The 17,178-nt window shown below is 69.8% G+C and carries 14 protein-coding genes; 9 read left to right on the plus strand and 5 right to left on the minus strand.

All coding sequences use genetic code 11. From position 1 onward, the window contains the following. Positions 1–2 precede the first annotated feature (2 nt). The 7 genes from NZH93_RS44215 to NZH93_RS44245 all read left to right on the plus strand — a co-directional run bounded on the left by NZH93_RS44215 (position 3) and on the right by NZH93_RS44245 (position 8,297). Positions 3–3,197 carry a helicase HerA domain-containing protein gene (locus tag NZH93_RS44215; RefSeq protein ID WP_259629334.1) on the plus strand — a complete coding sequence of 1,065 codons (3,195 nt, stop codon included), beginning with the start codon at positions 3–5 and terminating at the stop codon, positions 3,195–3,197. Between the two features lie 12 nt (positions 3,198–3,209). Further along, positions 3,210–4,937 carry an AIPR family protein gene (locus tag NZH93_RS44220; protein ID WP_259629335.1) on the plus strand — a complete coding sequence of 576 codons (1,728 nt, stop codon included), beginning with the start codon at positions 3,210–3,212 and terminating at the stop codon, positions 4,935–4,937. A 33-nt stretch (positions 4,938–4,970) separates the two neighbouring features. Further along, complete coding sequence (locus NZH93_RS44225) at positions 4,971–5,768, plus strand: ABC transporter permease (protein ID WP_259629336.1); 798 nt, start codon at positions 4,971–4,973, stop codon at positions 5,766–5,768. After that, the gene (locus NZH93_RS44230; protein WP_259629337.1) at positions 5,761–6,558 is read left to right on the plus strand and encodes an ABC transporter permease; all 798 of its coding nucleotides are present in this window, start codon (positions 5,761–5,763) and stop codon (positions 6,556–6,558) included. The genes NZH93_RS44225 and NZH93_RS44230 overlap by 8 nt, the downstream gene beginning before the upstream one ends. Further along, the gene (locus NZH93_RS44235; protein ID WP_259629338.1) at positions 6,555–7,532 is read left to right on the plus strand and encodes an ABC transporter ATP-binding protein; all 978 of its coding nucleotides are present in this window, start codon (positions 6,555–6,557) and stop codon (positions 7,530–7,532) included. Before NZH93_RS44230 ends, NZH93_RS44235 begins: the two co-directional genes overlap by 4 nt. 49 nt (positions 7,533–7,581) lie before the next feature. After that, positions 7,582–7,980: a bacteriophage spanin2 family protein gene (locus NZH93_RS44240; RefSeq protein ID WP_259629339.1), complete on the plus strand. Its 399-nt coding sequence runs from the start codon at positions 7,582–7,584 to the stop codon at positions 7,978–7,980. A 125-nt stretch (positions 7,981–8,105) separates the two neighbouring features. Further along, the gene (locus NZH93_RS44245; protein ID WP_259629340.1) at positions 8,106–8,297 is read left to right on the plus strand and encodes a DUF1918 domain-containing protein; all 192 of its coding nucleotides are present in this window, start codon (positions 8,106–8,108) and stop codon (positions 8,295–8,297) included. A gap of 46 nt (positions 8,298–8,343) precedes the next feature. Here the strand turns inward: NZH93_RS44245 and NZH93_RS44250 are convergent, their stop codons facing one another. Together NZH93_RS44250 and NZH93_RS44255 are read right to left on the minus strand one after the other, a co-directional pair. Continuing rightward, entirely contained in the window at positions 8,344–9,156 is an 813-nt protein-coding gene (locus NZH93_RS44250; protein WP_259629341.1) for an inositol monophosphatase family protein, read from the minus strand. A gap of 161 nt (positions 9,157–9,317) precedes the next feature. Next, positions 9,318–10,241 (minus strand): hypothetical protein, encoded by a 924-nt coding sequence (locus tag NZH93_RS44255; RefSeq protein WP_259629342.1) that lies wholly within the window; start codon positions 10,239–10,241, stop codon positions 9,318–9,320. A 55-nt stretch (positions 10,242–10,296) separates the two neighbouring features. Here NZH93_RS44255 and NZH93_RS44260 point away from each other — a divergent pair, with 55 nt between their 5' ends. Beyond that, positions 10,297–10,908 (plus strand): TetR family transcriptional regulator, encoded by a 612-nt coding sequence (locus NZH93_RS44260; RefSeq protein ID WP_259629343.1) that lies wholly within the window; start codon positions 10,297–10,299, stop codon positions 10,906–10,908. A gap of 271 nt (positions 10,909–11,179) precedes the next feature. On the opposite strand, the gene NZH93_RS44265 is transcribed toward NZH93_RS44260, so the two are convergent. After that, a complete protein-coding gene (locus NZH93_RS44265) occupies positions 11,180–12,169 on the minus strand; it encodes a malate dehydrogenase (RefSeq protein ID WP_259629344.1) in 990 nt (329 codons plus the stop codon). A 194-nt stretch (positions 12,170–12,363) separates the two neighbouring features. Between NZH93_RS44265 and NZH93_RS44270 the strand changes: the two genes are divergently transcribed. Then, on the plus strand, positions 12,364–12,978 hold the full coding sequence (locus tag NZH93_RS44270; RefSeq protein ID WP_259629345.1) for a pentapeptide repeat-containing protein: 615 nt from the start codon (positions 12,364–12,366) through the stop codon (positions 12,976–12,978). Here NZH93_RS44270 and NZH93_RS44275 read toward each other — a convergent pair. Both NZH93_RS44275 and NZH93_RS51085 read right to left on the minus strand, forming a co-directional pair. Continuing rightward, on the minus strand, positions 12,975–13,229 hold the full coding sequence (locus tag NZH93_RS44275; protein WP_259629346.1) for a hypothetical protein: 255 nt from the start codon (positions 13,227–13,229) through the stop codon (positions 12,975–12,977). The two genes, NZH93_RS44270 and NZH93_RS44275, sit on opposite strands and share 4 nt — an antisense overlap. A 70-nt stretch (positions 13,230–13,299) precedes the next feature. Beyond that, entirely contained in the window at positions 13,300–17,082 is a 3,783-nt protein-coding gene (locus NZH93_RS51085; protein ID WP_259629347.1) for a TNT domain-containing protein, read from the minus strand. Positions 17,083–17,178 lie beyond the last annotated feature (96 nt).

A 17,178-nucleotide genomic window follows, 5' to 3' on the forward strand; every position in this document is an offset into this window, starting at 1 on the left:
GCATGGAGGCGTTGGAGCGCAAGGCACTGGAGAACCTGCGGTTCGACTGGGCACCGACCCCGGAGGACGTGTGGGACCGGACCACGCCGCACGTCGAAGGCCTCAACGACGGCGTGCTGAAGACGGTCATGGCCGCGTACGAGGACGCCAAGGCGAGCCGTGGTCCCAGTCCGCTCGGCGTCGCCATCACCGGCCAGCAGGGCTCCGGCAAGACGCACATGCTCGGCGCGGTGCGGGCCGAGGTGCAACGCCGGGGCGGCTACTTCTTCCTGGTGAGCCTGCTGCACGGCAGCGACTTCTGGCAGAACATCGTCCACGCCCTGCGCACGGGCCTGCACTACCCCGGTCTCGGCGGCGAGAAGCAGCTCATGGTCGCGCTGACGCGGCTGGCGAACCGGCTGGACCTGCCAGACGACGCCAGGCGGCAGGTGCTCGGTGAGGCACCGCTGACCAGGGCCGCGCTCGACGAGGTCGTCCACGCGCTGGGCAGGACGGACCCCCAGCGCGGCCACGAGTGCAGGCACACCGCCAGGGCACTGGTGCTGCTCGCGTCCGGGGACCTGTCCGCCAGCGAGGTGGGCGAGTCCTACCTCATCTCGGCGAGCGAGGCCCTGCCCGGCGAGCGGATGCACTGGGGCATCCACCCGGCGTCGAAGACCCCGCACCAGATCGTCGAGGAGCTGTCTCGGCTCCTGTCGCTGACCGGGGCGAGCGTCCTCGCCGTCGACCAGATCGACACGCTGATCTCGCAGTCGTCGCGGTCGACCGACGCGCGGGGGTCGGCCTTGGTCACCCTGGCCAACGACTCGCTGATCGAGCAGATCGGCGGCGGGCTGATGGCCCTGCGCGAGTCCATGCAGCGGACCGTGTCCGTCGTCGCCTGCCAGCACCAGGTGTGGGAGAGCATCAACGACCAGGCCATCAAGTCCGTCGGCGACCGGTTCCGCCGGGAGTCGAAGCTGAACTCGGTGCCGTCGGCCGAGGTCGGGCGGGCGCTCGTGGAGACGCGGTTCGAGCAGCGGTTCGAGGACGTGGGCTTCGAGCCGCCGTACCCGAGTTGGCCGGTGCTGCCGCAGGCGTTCTCCGGGGCCGTGCAGTTCACCCCGCGGCAGCTCTTCAAGCAGATCGACGACCACATCAGGACCTGCCTCGACGCGGACACCCTGGTCACGCTGGCCAGCCTCACCAGCAGGGTCGGGCTCAAGCCGAGGCGGAAGCCGCAGGTCGAGACCGCGTCGGACGAGCAGGTGGACGCGCTGGACGCGCGGTTCGCCGCGCTGACGCGGAGCGCCGACCCGCGTGCCGCGCTGGACAAGGCGAGCGAGGACTCGCGGATGCCCGCCCTGCTGGAGGCCGGGCTGCGCACCTACATCTTCGAGCAGGGTGACGAGCGCGAGCAGTACTCGCTGGACCCCCGACCGGGTGCGAACCCCTCGCTGCACGCGAGGTTGCGGCGGATGCTGGAGGAGAAGACCGATGACCAGGCGCACTGGTCGTTCCGCTCGATCGCCAGCTCCGACGCCAGGGCCGCGCAGAACCGCATCCAGCGGCTGCTCATCAACGCGGGCTTGGACCCGAACGTGCCCAAGCGCAAGGCGTTCCTGCTGCGGACGGGCCCGTGGAAGATGAACACGAAGAAGACCGGCGAGATGCTGGAGGCGTTCCGCGCGGCGGGTGGGGTGTTCCTCGACCACGTCGACCCGGACGACCTGAAGGCGTTCGCCGCGCTGGAGCAACTGTGGGACGAGCCCCCCTCCGGCTTCAAGCCGTGGCTCCAGCAGCGGAGGCCCGCGAGTACGACCGCGTTGTTCCGCACGGTGTTCGGGGAGCCGGAGCCGTTGCCGGAGCGGGAAACCGAGCCGGACGACCCGGTGCCGCCGGAGTCGCACGGGGACTTCGACGGGTGGCCGGACGAGGATCTCGACGTCGAAGCGCCGCCCGTCGTGGTGCCCGTCGTGCCGCCCGGCTTCGTTTCGTTGGGGGAGAGCGCTGACACCGGGGAGCCCGTGCCGATCCCGCTGGAGGCGCTGAGGAAGCACGCGGTGATCTTCGCCGGGTCCGGGTCCGGCAAGACCGTGCTGATCCGCAGGCTGCTGGAGGAGTGCGCGCTCCAGGGTGTGTCGGCGATCGTGCTCGACCCGAACAACGACCTGGCCCGGCTGGGTGACGCGTGGCCGTCGGCGCCGGGCGGGTGGGGTCCCGGTGACGACGTGAAGGCCGCCGACTACCTGGAGCACACCGACGTCGTGGTCTGGACGCCCCGGCGGGAAGCGGGGCGACCGTTGAGCTTCCAGCCGCTGCCGGACCTGGCCGCGGTGGCCGGTGACCCGGACGAGTTCGGGCTCGCGCTCGACACGGCGGTCGCCGGGTTGGCGCCGCGGGCGCGCGCGGACGGTTCGACGGCGAAGGCGGACCTGGCGCGGGCGGTGCTGAAGGAAGCGCTGGCGTACTTCGCGCACGTCGGCGGCGGCAGCCTCGAATCGTTCCTCGACCTGCTCGGCGACCTGCCGGACGGCGTCACCTCGCTCACCAAGGGTCAGGCCATGGCCGCCGACATGTCGCAGACCCTCACCGCGGCGATGATCAACGACCCGCTGTTCGGCGGTTCCGGCACGCCGCTGGACCCCGGCGTCCTGCTCACGCCCGCGCCCGGCAAGCGCGCCCGCATCTCGGTGATCAGCCTCATCGGCCTGCCGACCGACGAGCAGCGGCAGAGCTTCGTCAACCAGCTCCAGATGGCGCTGTTCGCCTGGATCAAGCAGAACCCGGCGGGCGACCGGCCGCTGGGCGGGCTGTTCGTGATGGACGAGGCGCAGACGCTGGCGCCGTCCGGCGCGATGACGGCGTGCACGTCAAGCACGTTGGCGCTCGCGTCGCAGGCCCGGAAGTACGGGCTGGGCCTGGTGTTCGCCACGCAGGCGCCGAAGGGCATCCACAACCGGATCGTCGGCAACGCGGCCACGCAGTACTTCGGCTTCATCAACAGCCCCACCCAGGTCGCCGCGGCCAAGGAGATGGCCGCGGCCAAGGGCAGCACGGTCCTGGACATCTCCCGGTTGAACGCGGGCCAGTTCTACGCCGTCGGCGAGGGCATGCCGTTCCGGAGGGTCCGGTCGCCGATGTGCCTGAGCCACCACCCGTCCAGCGCCCTGACCGCCGAGGAAGTACTGGTCAGGGCCCGCACCGAACAGCACTAGGAGACCGCGCACGTGGACCTCGTCATCCAGGGACTGGTCAAGGAGTTCCAGGAAGTCCAGAGCCTCACCGAACTCCCGCAGAGCGAGGCGTTCGAGGCGTTCGCCGCCTACTGCGTGCTGAGCTCGTACTACGAGAACGAGTTCAGCCCCGACGACTTCCGCACCGGCGGCGGCAACGACCTGGGCATCGACGCGTTCGGCGTCGTGGTCAACGGGGAGCTGTACCACGACGTCGAGGACGTCCGGGCCGCCGTGGACGGGGCGTCGAAGCCCGACATCCAGATCGTCGTCGTGCAGGCCAAGACCAGCTCCGGGTTCGACACCAAGGTCATCTCCGACCTGGCCGAGAACCTGTGCCACGTCATGAGTTCCGCCCCGCTCCCGTACCAGGCGTCGGAGGACGTGCGGAACCTCCGCGACTGCCTGACCGCGATCTACGCCGACATCGGCAAGCTGTCCAGCAGGCTCCCGCAGCTCCACGTCCACTACGTGACCACCGGTGACCAGGTCGCGGACATGGTGGCGCAGAAGGCGCACTCCGCGGAGAAGCAGCTCGCCGAACCCGGCCTGTTCGAGGTCGTGGAGTTCCACTGCGTGGTCCGCAGCGAGCTGCGCAAGCTCTACCGGCGGGCCACCACCAAGGTCGCGGCCACGTTCCCGATGCCGAAGAAGGTGTTCTTCCCCAAGGTGCCCGGCGTCGACCAGTCGCTGCTGGGCCTGCTGGCCGCGAAGGACCTCGTCCAGCACATCCTCGGCGACGAGTCGGGACGGCTGCGCAAGACGCTGTTCAACGACAACGTGCGCGACTTCCAGGGCTACAACGACGTCAACACCGAGATCCTCGGCACGCTGCGCGACCCGGTGCGCCGGGAGCGCTTCGCGGTGCTCAACAACGGCATCACCATCGTGACGCGGGGGCTGACGGTCGTCGGCGACGAGGTCCACGTCGACGACTTCCAGATCGTCAACGGCTGCCAGACCTGCCACGTGCTCTTCGAGCAGCGCGACCTGCTCACCGACGCCGTCCACGTGAGCGTGCGGATCGTGCACTCGCTGGACGAGGACCTCATCAACGGGATCGTGGCCGCGACGAACCGCCAGACCGTCGTCACGGAGGAGGACCTGTCGGTCCGGGAGGAGTTCCACCGCCTGCTGGAGGACTACTTCCACCGCGGCCGCGACAAGCAGCAGAGCCTGTACTACGAGCGGCGGTCGAAGCAGTACAGCGAGAGCAAGCACATCGAGAAGACCCGCGTCATCGCCAGGGCCCAGCTCACCCGCGCCTTCGTGGCCATGTTCCTGGAGGAGCCGTCCCGGTCGGGGCACCTGAAGTCGCTGCTCGACGCCCGCGGCAAGGAGCTGTTCGCCGCCGAGCAGCACCCGATCCTCTACTACACGGCGGCGGCCACGCTGTACCGGGTGGAGTGGCTGATCCGGAACCGCCGCATCCCGAGCAGCTATCGGCCTGCGCGCTACCACCTGCTCGCCGCGATCAAGCTGCGGGTGCTCGGCGCCGACCGGGTGCCGCACTCGTCGAAGGCCGCGGTGAAGCAGTGCGAGCGGATCCTCGAACTCGTCTGGGACCAGTACGAGTCGGAACGCCTGGTGCTCGAACTGCTCGACCCGCTCCAGCGCGCGATCGACGCCGAGCCGGGCGTCAACGTGCGGTTGGGCGAGATCGTGCGCACGCAGCGCTTCGCCGAGAACGTCCGGCGTGAGGTGCTCGGCACGGCAGGCTAAAACCGGTTGCGCGCCGCCGTAGCGTTGATCGACGTGCGTGCGTGGGGTTCCAGCCAGTTCCGGCTCGCGGCAGCCGGGTTCCGCCGATATTCGACCTACCGACAAGCGATGATCGCGGGCACGGCCACGAACGTGGTGTTCGGCCTGCTGAGGATGGCCGTGCTGCTCGCGGCGCTCGACGCGGCGCCCGGTGGCCGCATCGCGGGGTACGACGTGGCCGCGACGGTCACCTACGTGTGGCTCGGCCAGGGGCTGTTGGCGTTCGTGGTGCTGTGGGGGGACGCCGCGCTGGCCAACCGGATCCGCTCCGGGGACGTGGTGGTGGACCTGTACCGGCCGTGGGACCTCCAGCAGGCGCTGCTGGCCGAGGACCTGGGGCGGGCGGCGTACTGCGCGGTGACGCGGCTGGTGCCGCCGGTGGTGGTCGGGGCGCTGCTGTTCCCGTTCCGCTGGCCGACGCCGGAGCGGTGGCCGGTGTTCCTGGTCAGCGCGGTGCTGGCGGTGCTGGTCAGCTTCGGGATGCGGTTCCTGGTGAACGCGTCCACGTTCTGGCTGCTGGACAACCGCGGTGTGATGGCGCTGTACGGGGTCGCCACGGGGATCCTGTGCGGGTTGACGGTGCCGCTGGACTTCTTCCCGGAGTGGGCGCGGTTCGCGCTGTGGTTCACGCCGATGCCGGCGATCATGCAGAGCCCCATCGACGTGTTCATCGGCCACGGGTCGCTGTGGCTCACCGTTGGCCACCAGGTGTTCTGGGCCGTGGCGCTGTTCCTGGCGGGCAGGCTGGCGCTGGCGCGGGCCGTGCGGAAGGTCGTGGTGCAGGGTGGCTGACGGGATCTACCGGAAGATCCTGCACGCGCGGCTGCGCGGGCAGCTCTCCTACCGCGGCTCGTTCCTGCTGGACTGCCTCGCCCAGGCCATCGCGCAGGGCGGGGAACTGGTGGTGATCCTGGTGCTGTTCAACCGGATCACCGCGCTCGGCGGGTTCTCGGTGACCGAGGTGCTGCTGGTGTACGCGCTCGCCAGCACCGCCTTCGGGATGTCGGACCTGTTCGCCGGGCAGCTCAACGCGCTACCGATGTACATCCGGGAGGGCACGTTCGACGTGCTGCTCCTGCGTCCACTGGGGACGTTGCCGCAGCTCATGGCGTCGGACCTGCCGTTGAAGCGGATCGGCCGGGTGTTCTCCGGGCTGGTCGTGCTGGGGTACGCCCTCCTGCACAACGACGTCGTGTGGACGCCGTGGTCGGTCGGGCTGCTGCTCGTGACGCCCGTCGCCGGAGCGGTGATCTTCAGCGGGATCTGGGTCCTCGCCTGCTCCGTGTGCTTCTGGCTGGTGGACGGCCAAGAGCTGGCGAACACCGTGACGTACGGCAGCAACACCTTCACCTCCTACCCGATCAGCGTGTACTCGGGCTGGCTGCGGCGGCTGATGGCGTTCGTGGTGCCCGGCGCGTTCGTCGCGTACTACCCGGCGCTGGCGCTGCTGGACAAGACCGATCCGCTGGGGGCGCCCGCGTGGCTGGGCTGGGTGGCGCCGCTCGTCGCCGCGCTGGTCGCAGGCCTGGCGGGGATCACCTGGACGTTCGCCGTTCGACACTACCGAGGGACTGGATCATGATCGAGGTGCGCGACCTGCGCCGGGAGTTCCGCGTCAGCGAGAAGGCGGGGTTCCTGCGGCGCGCGCACCGCACGGTCGCCGCGGTGGACGGCGTCAGCTTCGACGTGGCGGCGGGCGAGGCCGTCGGCTACGTCGGGCCGAACGGGGCCGGGAAGTCCACCACCATCAAGATGCTGACCGGCATCCTGGTGCCGACGTCGGGGACCGTGCGGGTGTCCGGGGTCGACCCGTCGCGGCAGCGCAAGGAACTGGCGCGGCGGATCGGCGTGGTGTTCGGGCAGCGCAGCCAGCTCTGGTGGGACCTGCCGCTCAAGGACAGCTTCGAGCTGCTCAAGGCGATCTACCGGGTGTCCGCGCCGGACTTCACCGCGCGGCTCGCGGAGTGCGTCGAACTGCTGGAGCTGGGGCCGTTCCTGACCACGCCCGTCCGGCAGCTCTCGCTGGGCCAGCGGATGCGCGGCGAGGTCACGGCCTCGCTGCTGCACGCGCCGGAACTGCTGGTGCTGGACGAGCCCACGATCGGGCTGGACCTGGAGTCCAAGGAGCGGCTGCGGGAGTTCCTGGCGGAGCTGAACACCAAGCGCGGCACGACGCTGCTGCTGACCACGCACGACCTGGACGACATCCAGCGGCTCTGCCCGCGGCTGATGGTCATCGACCACGGGACCGTGCTCGCCGACGGCCCGCTGGCCGACCTGCGGGCCGAGGTGAGCCCGGACCGGGTGCTCGTGGTGGACCTGGAGGACGCCGCCCCGCCGCTGGACGACCTGCCCGGTGTCACGTCGGTGCGGCTGGAGATGGGCGGCAAGCGGCAGCACCTGGCGTTCCGCCGGGACGTGACCACCGCGGCCGCGCTGATCACCGCCGTGGCGGCCCGCGCGGAGGTGCACGACCTCGCGGTCGTGGAGCCGGAGATCGACGACGTGGTGCGCCGCTTGTACGAACGCCGACACCTCGGGGCGGAGTGTCGGTAATGTCGGAGTTCCACAAGACGCTCGATCGCCGACGAACTGGAGTCCTCCCATGCGCGTTTCCCGGTCGGTGGCCACCGCCGTGCTGGCACTTGGACTGGCAGGTGCTGCCTCCGGCTGCGATGCCGTGAACGAGGCCACGAACGCCGCGAACTCGGTCAACGACGCCGCGACCAAGGTCCAGCTCTGCCTCGACGCCGTGAAGCTGATCGGCTTCACGCCGGACCTGAGCAACCCGCAGGCGGCCGTCGACGACGCGCACAAGAAGGCCGAGGAGATGACGAAGCTCGCCGAGCAGGCGGGCGACACCACGCTCAAGCAGGCACTCGAGGCGTCGGCCCAGCAGCTCAGCTCGGTCACCATCAGCGACCTCGACCCCGCCTCCGCTGCCGGGTGGCTACAGCAGAAGCTCGACAAGCTCAATGCCCTCAACACCGCTTGCGCGAGCTGAAGAAAGTTCACCCGCGTGCCCGCACCCGTTGGGGGAACGCCTTTCCACCGGTTGAAACCAAACCTTGGTGGTCTGTCGCCCGCTGCCCCGGCCCCCTACTCTGGTGGCATCGGAGGTGCAGAGAGATGCAGGCATTGGTAGGCGACAGGTTGCACGTCCACAGCCGTGTGGTCGGCGTCGAGGAGCGCTTGGGTGAGGTTCTCGAGGTCCGCGGCCGTGAAGGTGCTCCCCCGTACCTGATTCGCTTCGTAGACGGGCACGAAGGGCTGGTCTACCCAGGCCCCGACTGCCTCGTCGAATCACGCTCGACGAGCTGACCCTGTCGCCAAGGCCGTTCCCCGGCCTTGGCGACAGCAGATCGGCTCACCCGAGTGCGACCTCGATCAGCGCTTCGGCGAGCTGAGGGGTCGCGGCGGCGACCCCGGACCACCGCCTGCTCAGGTCGTGGTCGAACGTGAAAGGCCTTCCCCGCAGGTCGAGCAGCACACCGCCCGCGGCGGGCACCGTCACCAACGCCGCGGCGAGGTCCATGATCCGGTGGGTGTCCGAGCCGACGTCGATGAACGCGTCGACCGACCCCTCGGCCACCAGCGCCGTCTCCAGGCACGTGGTGCACAGGACACGAATCCGGTCCGCCCGGTTCGCGACCCGCTGCCACGCCTCCTCGGTACCCCGCTTCGGCCGCATCAGGCACACCGAAGCACCGTCCAACGCCGTCCGCCCCGTCGTCCGGTAGGGCGTCGGCTCACCCGCACGCGCCCACCACGCCCGCCCGGTGTCGAACCACACCGTCAACGCCTCACTCGGCACCCCGTCCCGCACGACGACACCCGCGAAGCACGACAGCGGCACCCCGAACGCGGCGTTCGCCGACCCGTCCACCGGGTCGATCACCAACGTCTCAGCGGACCCGTTGTCGATGAACCCGGCCTCTTCGGACAACAGGTTCGCCCCGTTCCGCTTGGCCGCGTCCGCGATGGCCCCTTCCACGATCGCGTCGACCCGCATGGTCGGCGTCCCATCAGCCCCGTCCGCGACCTCCTCGCGCAACTCCAGTCGGGTGAACGCCAACCGCGCCTCGCCGTAAGCCACCGAGGCGGCACGGGCCGTCGCGGCGAGCGCGGGGTGGACGTCGGCGGGCATCAAGGGTTCCGGCACGGGCCAGGTGATCCGCAACGAGCGTCTCCTTCATGAGGACTGGACTCTCCGGTGGACTGCCGTACCTGGCCATCGGCCAAGACCGCCCGCTGGTCTTCCTACCTGGTTTCAGCCCGGAGCACACGTGCCGACCGGCTGGACAGGCGAATCGCGCTGAGCCACAGACGTCCTGACATCCCTCACCGAACCGTGAACTCAGCGATCAGGTCCCGGTAGGTGTCGAACGCCGGCTTCGGCGTGTAGTCGGAACACAACAACCCCAGTTGGTGCAGCGGACCCGCCTGACGACTATCAGCATCACGCAACGCGAAGTGCTCGTACGTCGTGATGTTGAGATCCGCCTTCACAACCGCACGAACCACCGCGTCCACCACCTCAGCCTGCCGAGCAGCAGACCGCCCAGCCCCGGTAGCCCACCCGTGCTCGGTGACGTGGATCGGCGTCGCGCCAGGAATCCCAGCAGCGGCAAGACTCTCACCACGAAACCCGGTGAGGACAGCAAGCACGGTATCCACCAGCCGATCAGCCGGAATCGGCTGGAAAACATCGGGAAACAGATCAAGACCCACGTAGTCGAGCGCGTCCCGAAACTCCTCCCCACCCCTCCGCCCCAGATCAGTCCAGAACTCCTGGGACGGATCGAAGACCGGCGTCGCGTTACACCCGACAAGCACGTCCAACCCCAACGCAAGCGCCTCCCGCTTGGCCACCACAACCCCCTCCACCAACGCTTGGCGAACGGCCGGGAACTCCCCATCCCCACCAGGCCCAGCGTTGTTCGGCTCCTCGGTGATCTGAAGAGAGGCAAGGGACGAGCCGTACTCGCGGAGCAGTCCTACGAGGAAGCCCAACCAACCGGTCAGATCGGTACCCGACTCGCGGAAGCACACGACCAGATCAAGCCGCCGACGCCCGTTGAGCAGCAACTCCGGCCGAGGCGGAGCCGAGACCAACGTCGGGTAGTGGACGTACGCACGAACCAGGAACGGATGCTCCCCGTGCAGGAGATCCAACGCGGACGCGATCGCAACGGGATCCTCCACCGGCGACCCATCGTCCAACCCAACACGCCCACCAGCGTAAATGCCAAAGGTAAGAGCCATGACGACCACCATACTTGGTGTCACACCAACTTTGGGGTTGATGTAAGATTCAACCGTGGGACTCCGAGAAGAGAAGAAGGCAGCCACCCGAACAGCCCTGAGCGACATCGCCACGACCCTGTTCACCGAACGCGGCTTCGACGCCGTCACGGTCGCCGAGGTGGCAGCAGCAGCACGAGTGTCGATCAACACGGTGTTCAACTACTTCCCCACCAAGGAAGACCTGTTCTTCGACCACCAGGACACAGTGATCAACAGACTCGCCACAGCCGCAAGAACAGGCGGAGCAGCAGGAGTACGAGACGCCTTCCTGACATCCCTACAACAGGACGAAGTGACCCTAGGCCTGTCCAAGGAAGCAGCAGGATTCTGGGCAGTGGTGGACGGAAGCCCCGCACTTCAAGCTCGACTACGACACATCTCAGAACAAGCCGAAGAGGCACTCGCAGAAGCCCTAGGCGGAACCGCAGAAGCCCGCATCACCGCCGCAATAGTAGCGGGAATAGACCGAGCACTACACGCAGAAATCCGCCGAAGAGTACAAGCAAAAGAAGCGCCAGAAGCCATCAAAAAATCCATAACAGACCTAGCCAACAAAGCCTACGCCCAAATAACAACCCACCACCAACCTGGTGGCCCACTACGGGACCGGCAGCCACCGCCCTAAAACCGTGGCCGATTTTACTTGGGGGATTCGACCCTTAAACTTTCGCCGGGCGGCAGCTTCACCCTCCGCCCTAAGTGCCCGGCGAAGGGTCGAATCTAGGGGCCCCAAGTCAAATCGGCCACACCACGCCGGAACCGCACTATCCACCCGGTGACCACGCCGGAACCGCAGCCATCCACCCACCGACCACGCCGGAACCCGCAGCCACCCCACCCCCACAAACCCCAAAGGGCGGCCCACAACCGGACCGCCCTCCAGGAAACCCCAACCCTCAGATAAGCCCCAAAGCCTTCACAGCGTCGCGCTCCTCAACCAACTCCGCAACCGAAGCGTCGATCCGCCCACGCGAGAACTCATCGATCTCCAGCCCCTGAACAATCTCATACCGCCCCCCAGAAGCCACAACCGGGAACGACGAAATCAACCCCTCAGGAACCCCATAAGACCCATCGGAAACAACAGCCGCAGAAGTCCAGTCCCCCTCAGGAGTCCCGTTCACCCACGAATAAACATGATCAATAGCCGCATTGGCAGCCGAAGCAGCCGACGACAACCCCCGAGCCTCGATGATCGCCGCACCACGCTTCGCGACGGTCGGGATGAACGTCCCCTCCAACCACTCCTGATCACCCACAGCAGCAGCGGCCGAAGTCCCGTTCACCTCGGCGTGGAACAGGTCCGGGTACTGCGTGGCCGAGTGGTTGCCCCAGATCGTCAGCTTCTTGATGTCCCCCAACGACACCCCGAGCTTCTTCGACAACTGCGCCAACGCCCGGTTGTGGTCCAGCCGGGTCATGGCCGTGAACCGCTCCGCCGGGACGTCCGGCGCGTGCTGCTGCGCGATGAGCGCGTTCGTGTTGGCCGGGTTCCCGACCACCAGGACCCGGACGTCCTCCGCCGCACCGGCGTTGATCGCCTCGCCCTGGGGCTTGAAGATCCCACCGTTTGCCGAGAGCAGGTCGCCGCGCTCCATGCCCTTGGAACGGGGCCGGGCGCCGACGAGCAGGGCGATGTTGACGCCGTCGAACGCGGTCTTCGCGTCGTCGGTGATGTCGATGCCGGACAGCAGCGGGAACGCGCAGTCGTCGAGCTCCATGGCGGTGCCCTCGGCGGCATTGACCGCTTGAGGGATCTCCAGCAGGCGCAGGCGAACCGGGGTGTCCGGGCCCAGCAGGTGGCCGGAGGCGATGCGGAACAGCAGTGCGTAGCCGATCTGGCCGGCCGCACCGGTGACGGTGACGTTCACGGGCGTGCGGGTCATGAGCCTTCCCGAATGACGGTCCAGGGGGCGGAGTCCTCGGGTGGCACGACCACTAGGCAGGACTGACCTGTCAGCGGCGGTCTCTGCACCGGGACCGCGCGCCGGGCGTTTTCGCCCGACTTCCGCAGGTTACCAACTGGCCAACGCCGACCGCCGGTGCGGTGAGGAGCCTCTCAGGTGGTTAGGTGTGCTGCGTGGACGACGAGGTGATCATCGGCGAGGACTACGCCGACGCGGTCCTGTTCCAGCAGACGTGGGAGCGGCGGTCCTTCGACCGGTGCGACTTCAGCGAAGCGGACATGCGCGGCCTGGTGACCAGGGGCTGCACGTTCACGAACTGCACGTTCGCCCGCACGGACCTCGGCGACTCGAAGCACACCGCCACGGCGTTCCGGTCGTGCACGTTCGACCGGACGGTGCTGGCGGGGTCGTCGTTCACGAACTGCACCCTGCTCGGCTCGTCGTTCACGGCCTGCGTGCTGCGGCCGATCACGATCCACGAGACCGATCTCACGCTGGCCAGCCTCGCGGGCGCCAACCTGCGCAAGGTGGACCTGCGCGGACTGCGGCTGCGGGAGGCGAACCTCAGCGAGGCCGACCTGCGGGACACCGACCTGCGCGGCGCCGACCTCCAGGGGACCAGGCTGCTCGGCACGAACCTGGGCGGCGCCGACCTGCGCGGCGCCCGGCTGGACGCCAACGGCTGGGTGCAGGCGAAGATCGCCGGTGCGACGGTCGACCTCACGATGGCCATCGCGTTCGCCGCCGCGCACGGCCTGCTCGTGGAGGAACTCGGCGGCAGGGACTAGCGCCGCCTGCGCGACGACCCGGTGAACGGCCCGCGCCGCGAGGTCGGGCTGGTCGACGTGGATGTAGTGGCCGCTCTCCGCGGCCGTGCCGAGGCTGCTGCGGCACGACACCCCGAGCCACCCGCGCTGCCCGCGGACCACGCCCGCTCCAACGCCGGACCGACCTCGGGGACGTCCGCGAGGCGCTGCCGCCCGTGCTGGACCACCTCGACCGGGATGTCACCCGCCGAACGGACCTTCCTTCCCCCCACGCAAAAAGCCGAGCCGCGCCCCAGTTCGACGACTGGAACACGGCTCGGCCCTCACCGACCCGACTACCGGCTAGTTCTGCGCTTCCTGGTGCGACACCTCGACGAGCGCGCCGTCCGCGACCATGTCCTCGACCGAACTCGGGAACAGGTAAGCGGTACCGCCGCCGGGCTGCTCGAACCACGGCACGGCCACACCGGTCAGCACCTCGACCGGGCGCCGCAACCGGTACACCCGGTACGCGCGGTTGATCCACGACGGCACGAGCGACCGCTCCTCGAACGGCGTGCCCGCGGCGTAGACCAGGTTGCCCGCGGGCTCGCCGAACCGGTCGACCTCGAACCCGACGGGCAGCTCGACCATCTTCTTGTGGCGGAACAGCGTGAGCGGCGGCTCGCCGTTCATCGGCTTGATCGGCCAGCCGCGCTTGCCGCCCGAATCGGACTGCTGCGACTGCTCCTGGCGCGGCACGTCGCCCCGCGGGGGCTGCGCGCCGAGCGGCTCCGGCCTGGGCGGCTCGACCCTCGGCAACGGCTCCGGGCGCGGGAGTTCCGCGCGCGGCAGCGGTTCGGGCCTGGGCATCTCGGCTCGGGGCAACGGCTCCGGGCGCGGCGGTTCCACGCGGGGCAGCGGCTCCGGCCGGGGCATGGGCGCGACCTGCACCGCCTGCGGCGGCATCGGACGGCCGTCGCGGAACCCGTTGACGCCGTTCGGCGGCGGACCCTGCGGTCCACCGAGCGGCGGCGGGCCCTGCGGCGGGCGCATCTGCGGCGGCGGGGGCTGCCTGCGCGGCGCGCGGCGGCCCGTGAGCACCAGCTTGCCGATCAGGTACGACGCCGCGTCCTCCAGCCGGTCGAACCGGCTCGGGTTCTTCGGGCCCTGGTCGTGCCAGGCGACGACCCAGCTACTGCCCTCGGTGCGCAGGTTCCACGTGCGGTCGGCAGGCTCGCCGATGCGGTACGCGGCGGGCGGCACGTCGAGGTCGTCCAGCGCCCGGCGGACACCGGACAGCTCGCGCTCCTCCTCGGGCGTGACCTGCCTGGGCACCTCGGGCTCGGGCGGCGGCTCGACCGCCACCGGCTCGATGTCGAACTGGGTCTCCTGGTCGACCTCGAACCTGGTCGTCACGTCCGCGTGCCTCGGGTCGGCCTCGACCTCGAACTTCGGCACGACGTCGACCAGGTCGGACTCGACGAGCGCTGCTTGCTCCACGACCGGGTCTTCGACCGGCGGCGGATCCTGTTTCGGCTCCACCGGCAGCGCGTCGCTCGACGGTTGCCCGGCTGCGCCGAACGGGCTCCACGCGGCCGTGTCCTGCTCGACGCCGCCGCTCTCGTACCTGTTGGGCGCGAACAGGTCCATGCCCTCGACGTACGACTCGCGGCGGTACCGGTCGTCGCGCGGCGGGGTGGGCTCGGTGTCGAAGTCGAACTGCACCCGGTACGGCGGACCGTCCTGGGCGGCGTCGAACTGGCTCTGGTCGAACTCCACCGCCTCCTCGGCCTCCGCGGGCCGCAGGTCGACGAGGTCCATGGTCGCCGTGTCCTCGACGTCCGGCACGTCGACCGGCATCGGCTCGGGCCTCGGCTCGACCAGGTGGTCGACGGGCACGGCCTCGGGCGCGCGGTCCGGCTCGGCGCGGAACCCGTGGTCCACGTCCGTGCGGAACACCGGCTGGGCGTCGAAGTCGTCGGCGGGCTGGAAACCCGGCCCCGGTTCGGCGCGCAGCAGTTCCGGCTCGGGCTCGTGCTCCGGCTCGGCGGCGAAGTCCGGCGTCGGCTGGAAGACCGTCGCGGGCAGGTCGGCGTGGTCCGGCTCGGTGTAGCGGCCGTTCGGGGACGGGTCGGACGGCCTGCGGTCGTCCGACGGGTAGAAGTCCTCACCCGGCTGGAACCCGACGCTCGCCGAGTCGCCCTCGACGGGGAAGAAGTTCGACTCGGCCGCGTAGTCCGATTCGCGCTTCGGCGGCTGCTCGGCGTGGAAGTCCTGCCTCGGCTGGAACTCCGCGTCCGGCTGGGCCGCCCGCTCCACGGGCGCGCTCGCCGTGGGGAAGAAGTTCTCGTCGCCGCTGGACTCCGGTTTCGGGCCGTCGGCGGGGAAGAAGTTGGACTCGACGTCGAAGCCCTCGGTCTTCCGCTCGGCGCGGAACCGGGACTCGGCGCTCGTCTCCGACGGGCCGTCCGCACCGGACGGCGTGCTCAGCCTGGGCTGCGCGCCGCCTTCCGGGAAGAACTGCTCCTCGGTACCCGAAGGCTGCGCCTGGGCGCCCTCCTCGGGGAAGAAGCTGTCCTGGTCACCGAAGTCCGGCCGGGGTCGCGGCTCGGGCCGCTCGACCGACTCCGCCGGGGCGTCCAGGCCCGACGGCGCGCTCAACCTCGGCTGAGCACCACCCTCCGGGAAGAACTGCTCCTCCGTACCCGACGGTCGCGCCTCGGCGCCCTCCTCGGGGAAGAAGCTGTCCTGGTCACCGAAGTCCGGACGGGGCCGCGGCTCGGGCCGCTCGACCGACTCCGCCGGGGCGTCCAGACCCGACGGCACGCTCAACCTCGGCTGAGCACCACCCTCCGGGAAGAACTGCTCCTCAACGACCTTCGGGCCGTCGTCGCCGAAGAAGTTCTCGTCCGACTCGACCACGGGCTTGGCCTCGGGCTTCGCCGCGGCCGACGCCGAAGCCGACTCGGTCGGCGCCTGCTGGACCGGCGGCTGGTGCGCCGGACCGCCCTCCGGGTAGAAGTCCGCGGTGGGCTGGCGGGTGTTCGGGTCGTTCCCGTCGCCGGGGAAGAAGTTCGTGTCGTCGTCGAAGTCGGGACGCGGGTGGAACTGGGTCGCCTGGTCCTGGTTCCCGACGGGCTCGGCCCGCTCCTCGTCGACGAGCACCGGCAGCGGCGCGGCGACCGTGGCGTGCGGGTCGTACGGCTGGGTGGAGTGGTCGTCGCCGAACGGCGAGAACTCCTCGGCCCGCGGTTCCGCCACGACCGGCACGGCGGGCTTGGGCAAGGGCGTGCCGCGGGGCGCGGTCGGGGCCCCGAGGTTCGCGGCGGCCGCGACGCGCGACTCCTCCGACACCTCCGGGCTGCGGAACTCGGCGGCACGGGCCCGGTCGACCAGCTCGGTCTCCGGCGGGATGCCGTACGCGCGCAGGTAGTAGCCCACGGCGGCGGGCCAGATCCAGTGGCCGTCCGTCTGGAACGCGACCGGCACGACGGACGGCGCGTCCTTGTCCAGCACGTCGGCGTCGAAGCCGCGACCGGCCACCGCGACCGGCGCGCGGTCCAGGTAGTCCAGCAGCGCCTCGCGCTCGTGCTCCGGGATCGGCGGGCGGTTGACCGACGGGCGGCCGTCGGCGCCCGCGCCGTCGAAGACGCGCGCGGTCCGGAAACCGCGCGGCACCTGCGGGGGTGGCGGCGCGGCGACCGGGACCTGGCCGGACGGCAGCCACTTGCGCAGCCACTCCGGCACGTTCTCCTCGGCGCGCGGGAAGAAGCGCATCTCGTCGACGTAGGCCTGCGGCGGTGGCGGTGTCTGCCACTTCGGCTCGGTCCGGTCGAAGTCGAGGTTGTAGCTGGCGGGCTGGTCGAGCTGGTAGCGGGCGTTCGACCAGCTACCCCGGCCCTCGCGGTGCATGCCCGCGCGGAGGCGGGAGAACAGGCCTGCCACCTCCTGCGGTGGCGCCCAGGCCTGCGCGCTCCCGTCGGCCGACCGCACCTCTGCGGACAGCTCGAAGTAGCGACCGGTCGCGCGGTAGTCGGCGACGACGTTCTGCCAGCCCTCGGGGGCGGCCCGCATCAGGGTCAGCCCGATCTGCTTGACCAGAGCGTCCTGCTCTGTCGGGTTCAACGGCTTCGGCTCGGACACACCAACATCTTCCCCCGCGACTCCGCGTACCGGAACGGCCCCCTGCTGGGCCGAAATCGGAGCACCACCACGCCGGCCCGACCATAACCCGATCGG

This window comes from Umezawaea endophytica (assembly GCF_025061645.1).
Lineage (GTDB): Bacteria > Actinomycetota > Actinomycetes > Mycobacteriales > Pseudonocardiaceae > Umezawaea > Umezawaea endophytica.

Excerpts from the sequence above, each read along its gene's own strand:
- NZH93_RS44215 (WP_259629334.1), top strand. The coding sequence starts at position 3 with ATGGAGGCGTTGGAGCGCAAGGCACTGGAGAACCTGCGGTTCGACTGG.
- NZH93_RS44235 (WP_259629338.1), top strand. The coding sequence starts at position 6,555 with ATGATCGAGGTGCGCGACCTGCGCCGGGAGTTCCGCGTCAGCGAGAAG.
- NZH93_RS44240 (WP_259629339.1), top strand. The coding sequence starts at position 7,582 with ATGCGCGTTTCCCGGTCGGTGGCCACCGCCGTGCTGGCACTTGGACTG.
- NZH93_RS44245 (WP_259629340.1), top strand. The coding sequence starts at position 8,106 with ATGCAGGCATTGGTAGGCGACAGGTTGCACGTCCACAGCCGTGTGGTC.
- NZH93_RS44255 (WP_259629342.1), bottom strand. The coding sequence starts at position 10,241 with ATGGCTCTTACCTTTGGCATTTACGCTGGTGGGCGTGTTGGGTTGGAC.
- NZH93_RS44265 (WP_259629344.1), bottom strand. The coding sequence starts at position 12,169 with ATGACCCGCACGCCCGTGAACGTCACCGTCACCGGTGCGGCCGGCCAG.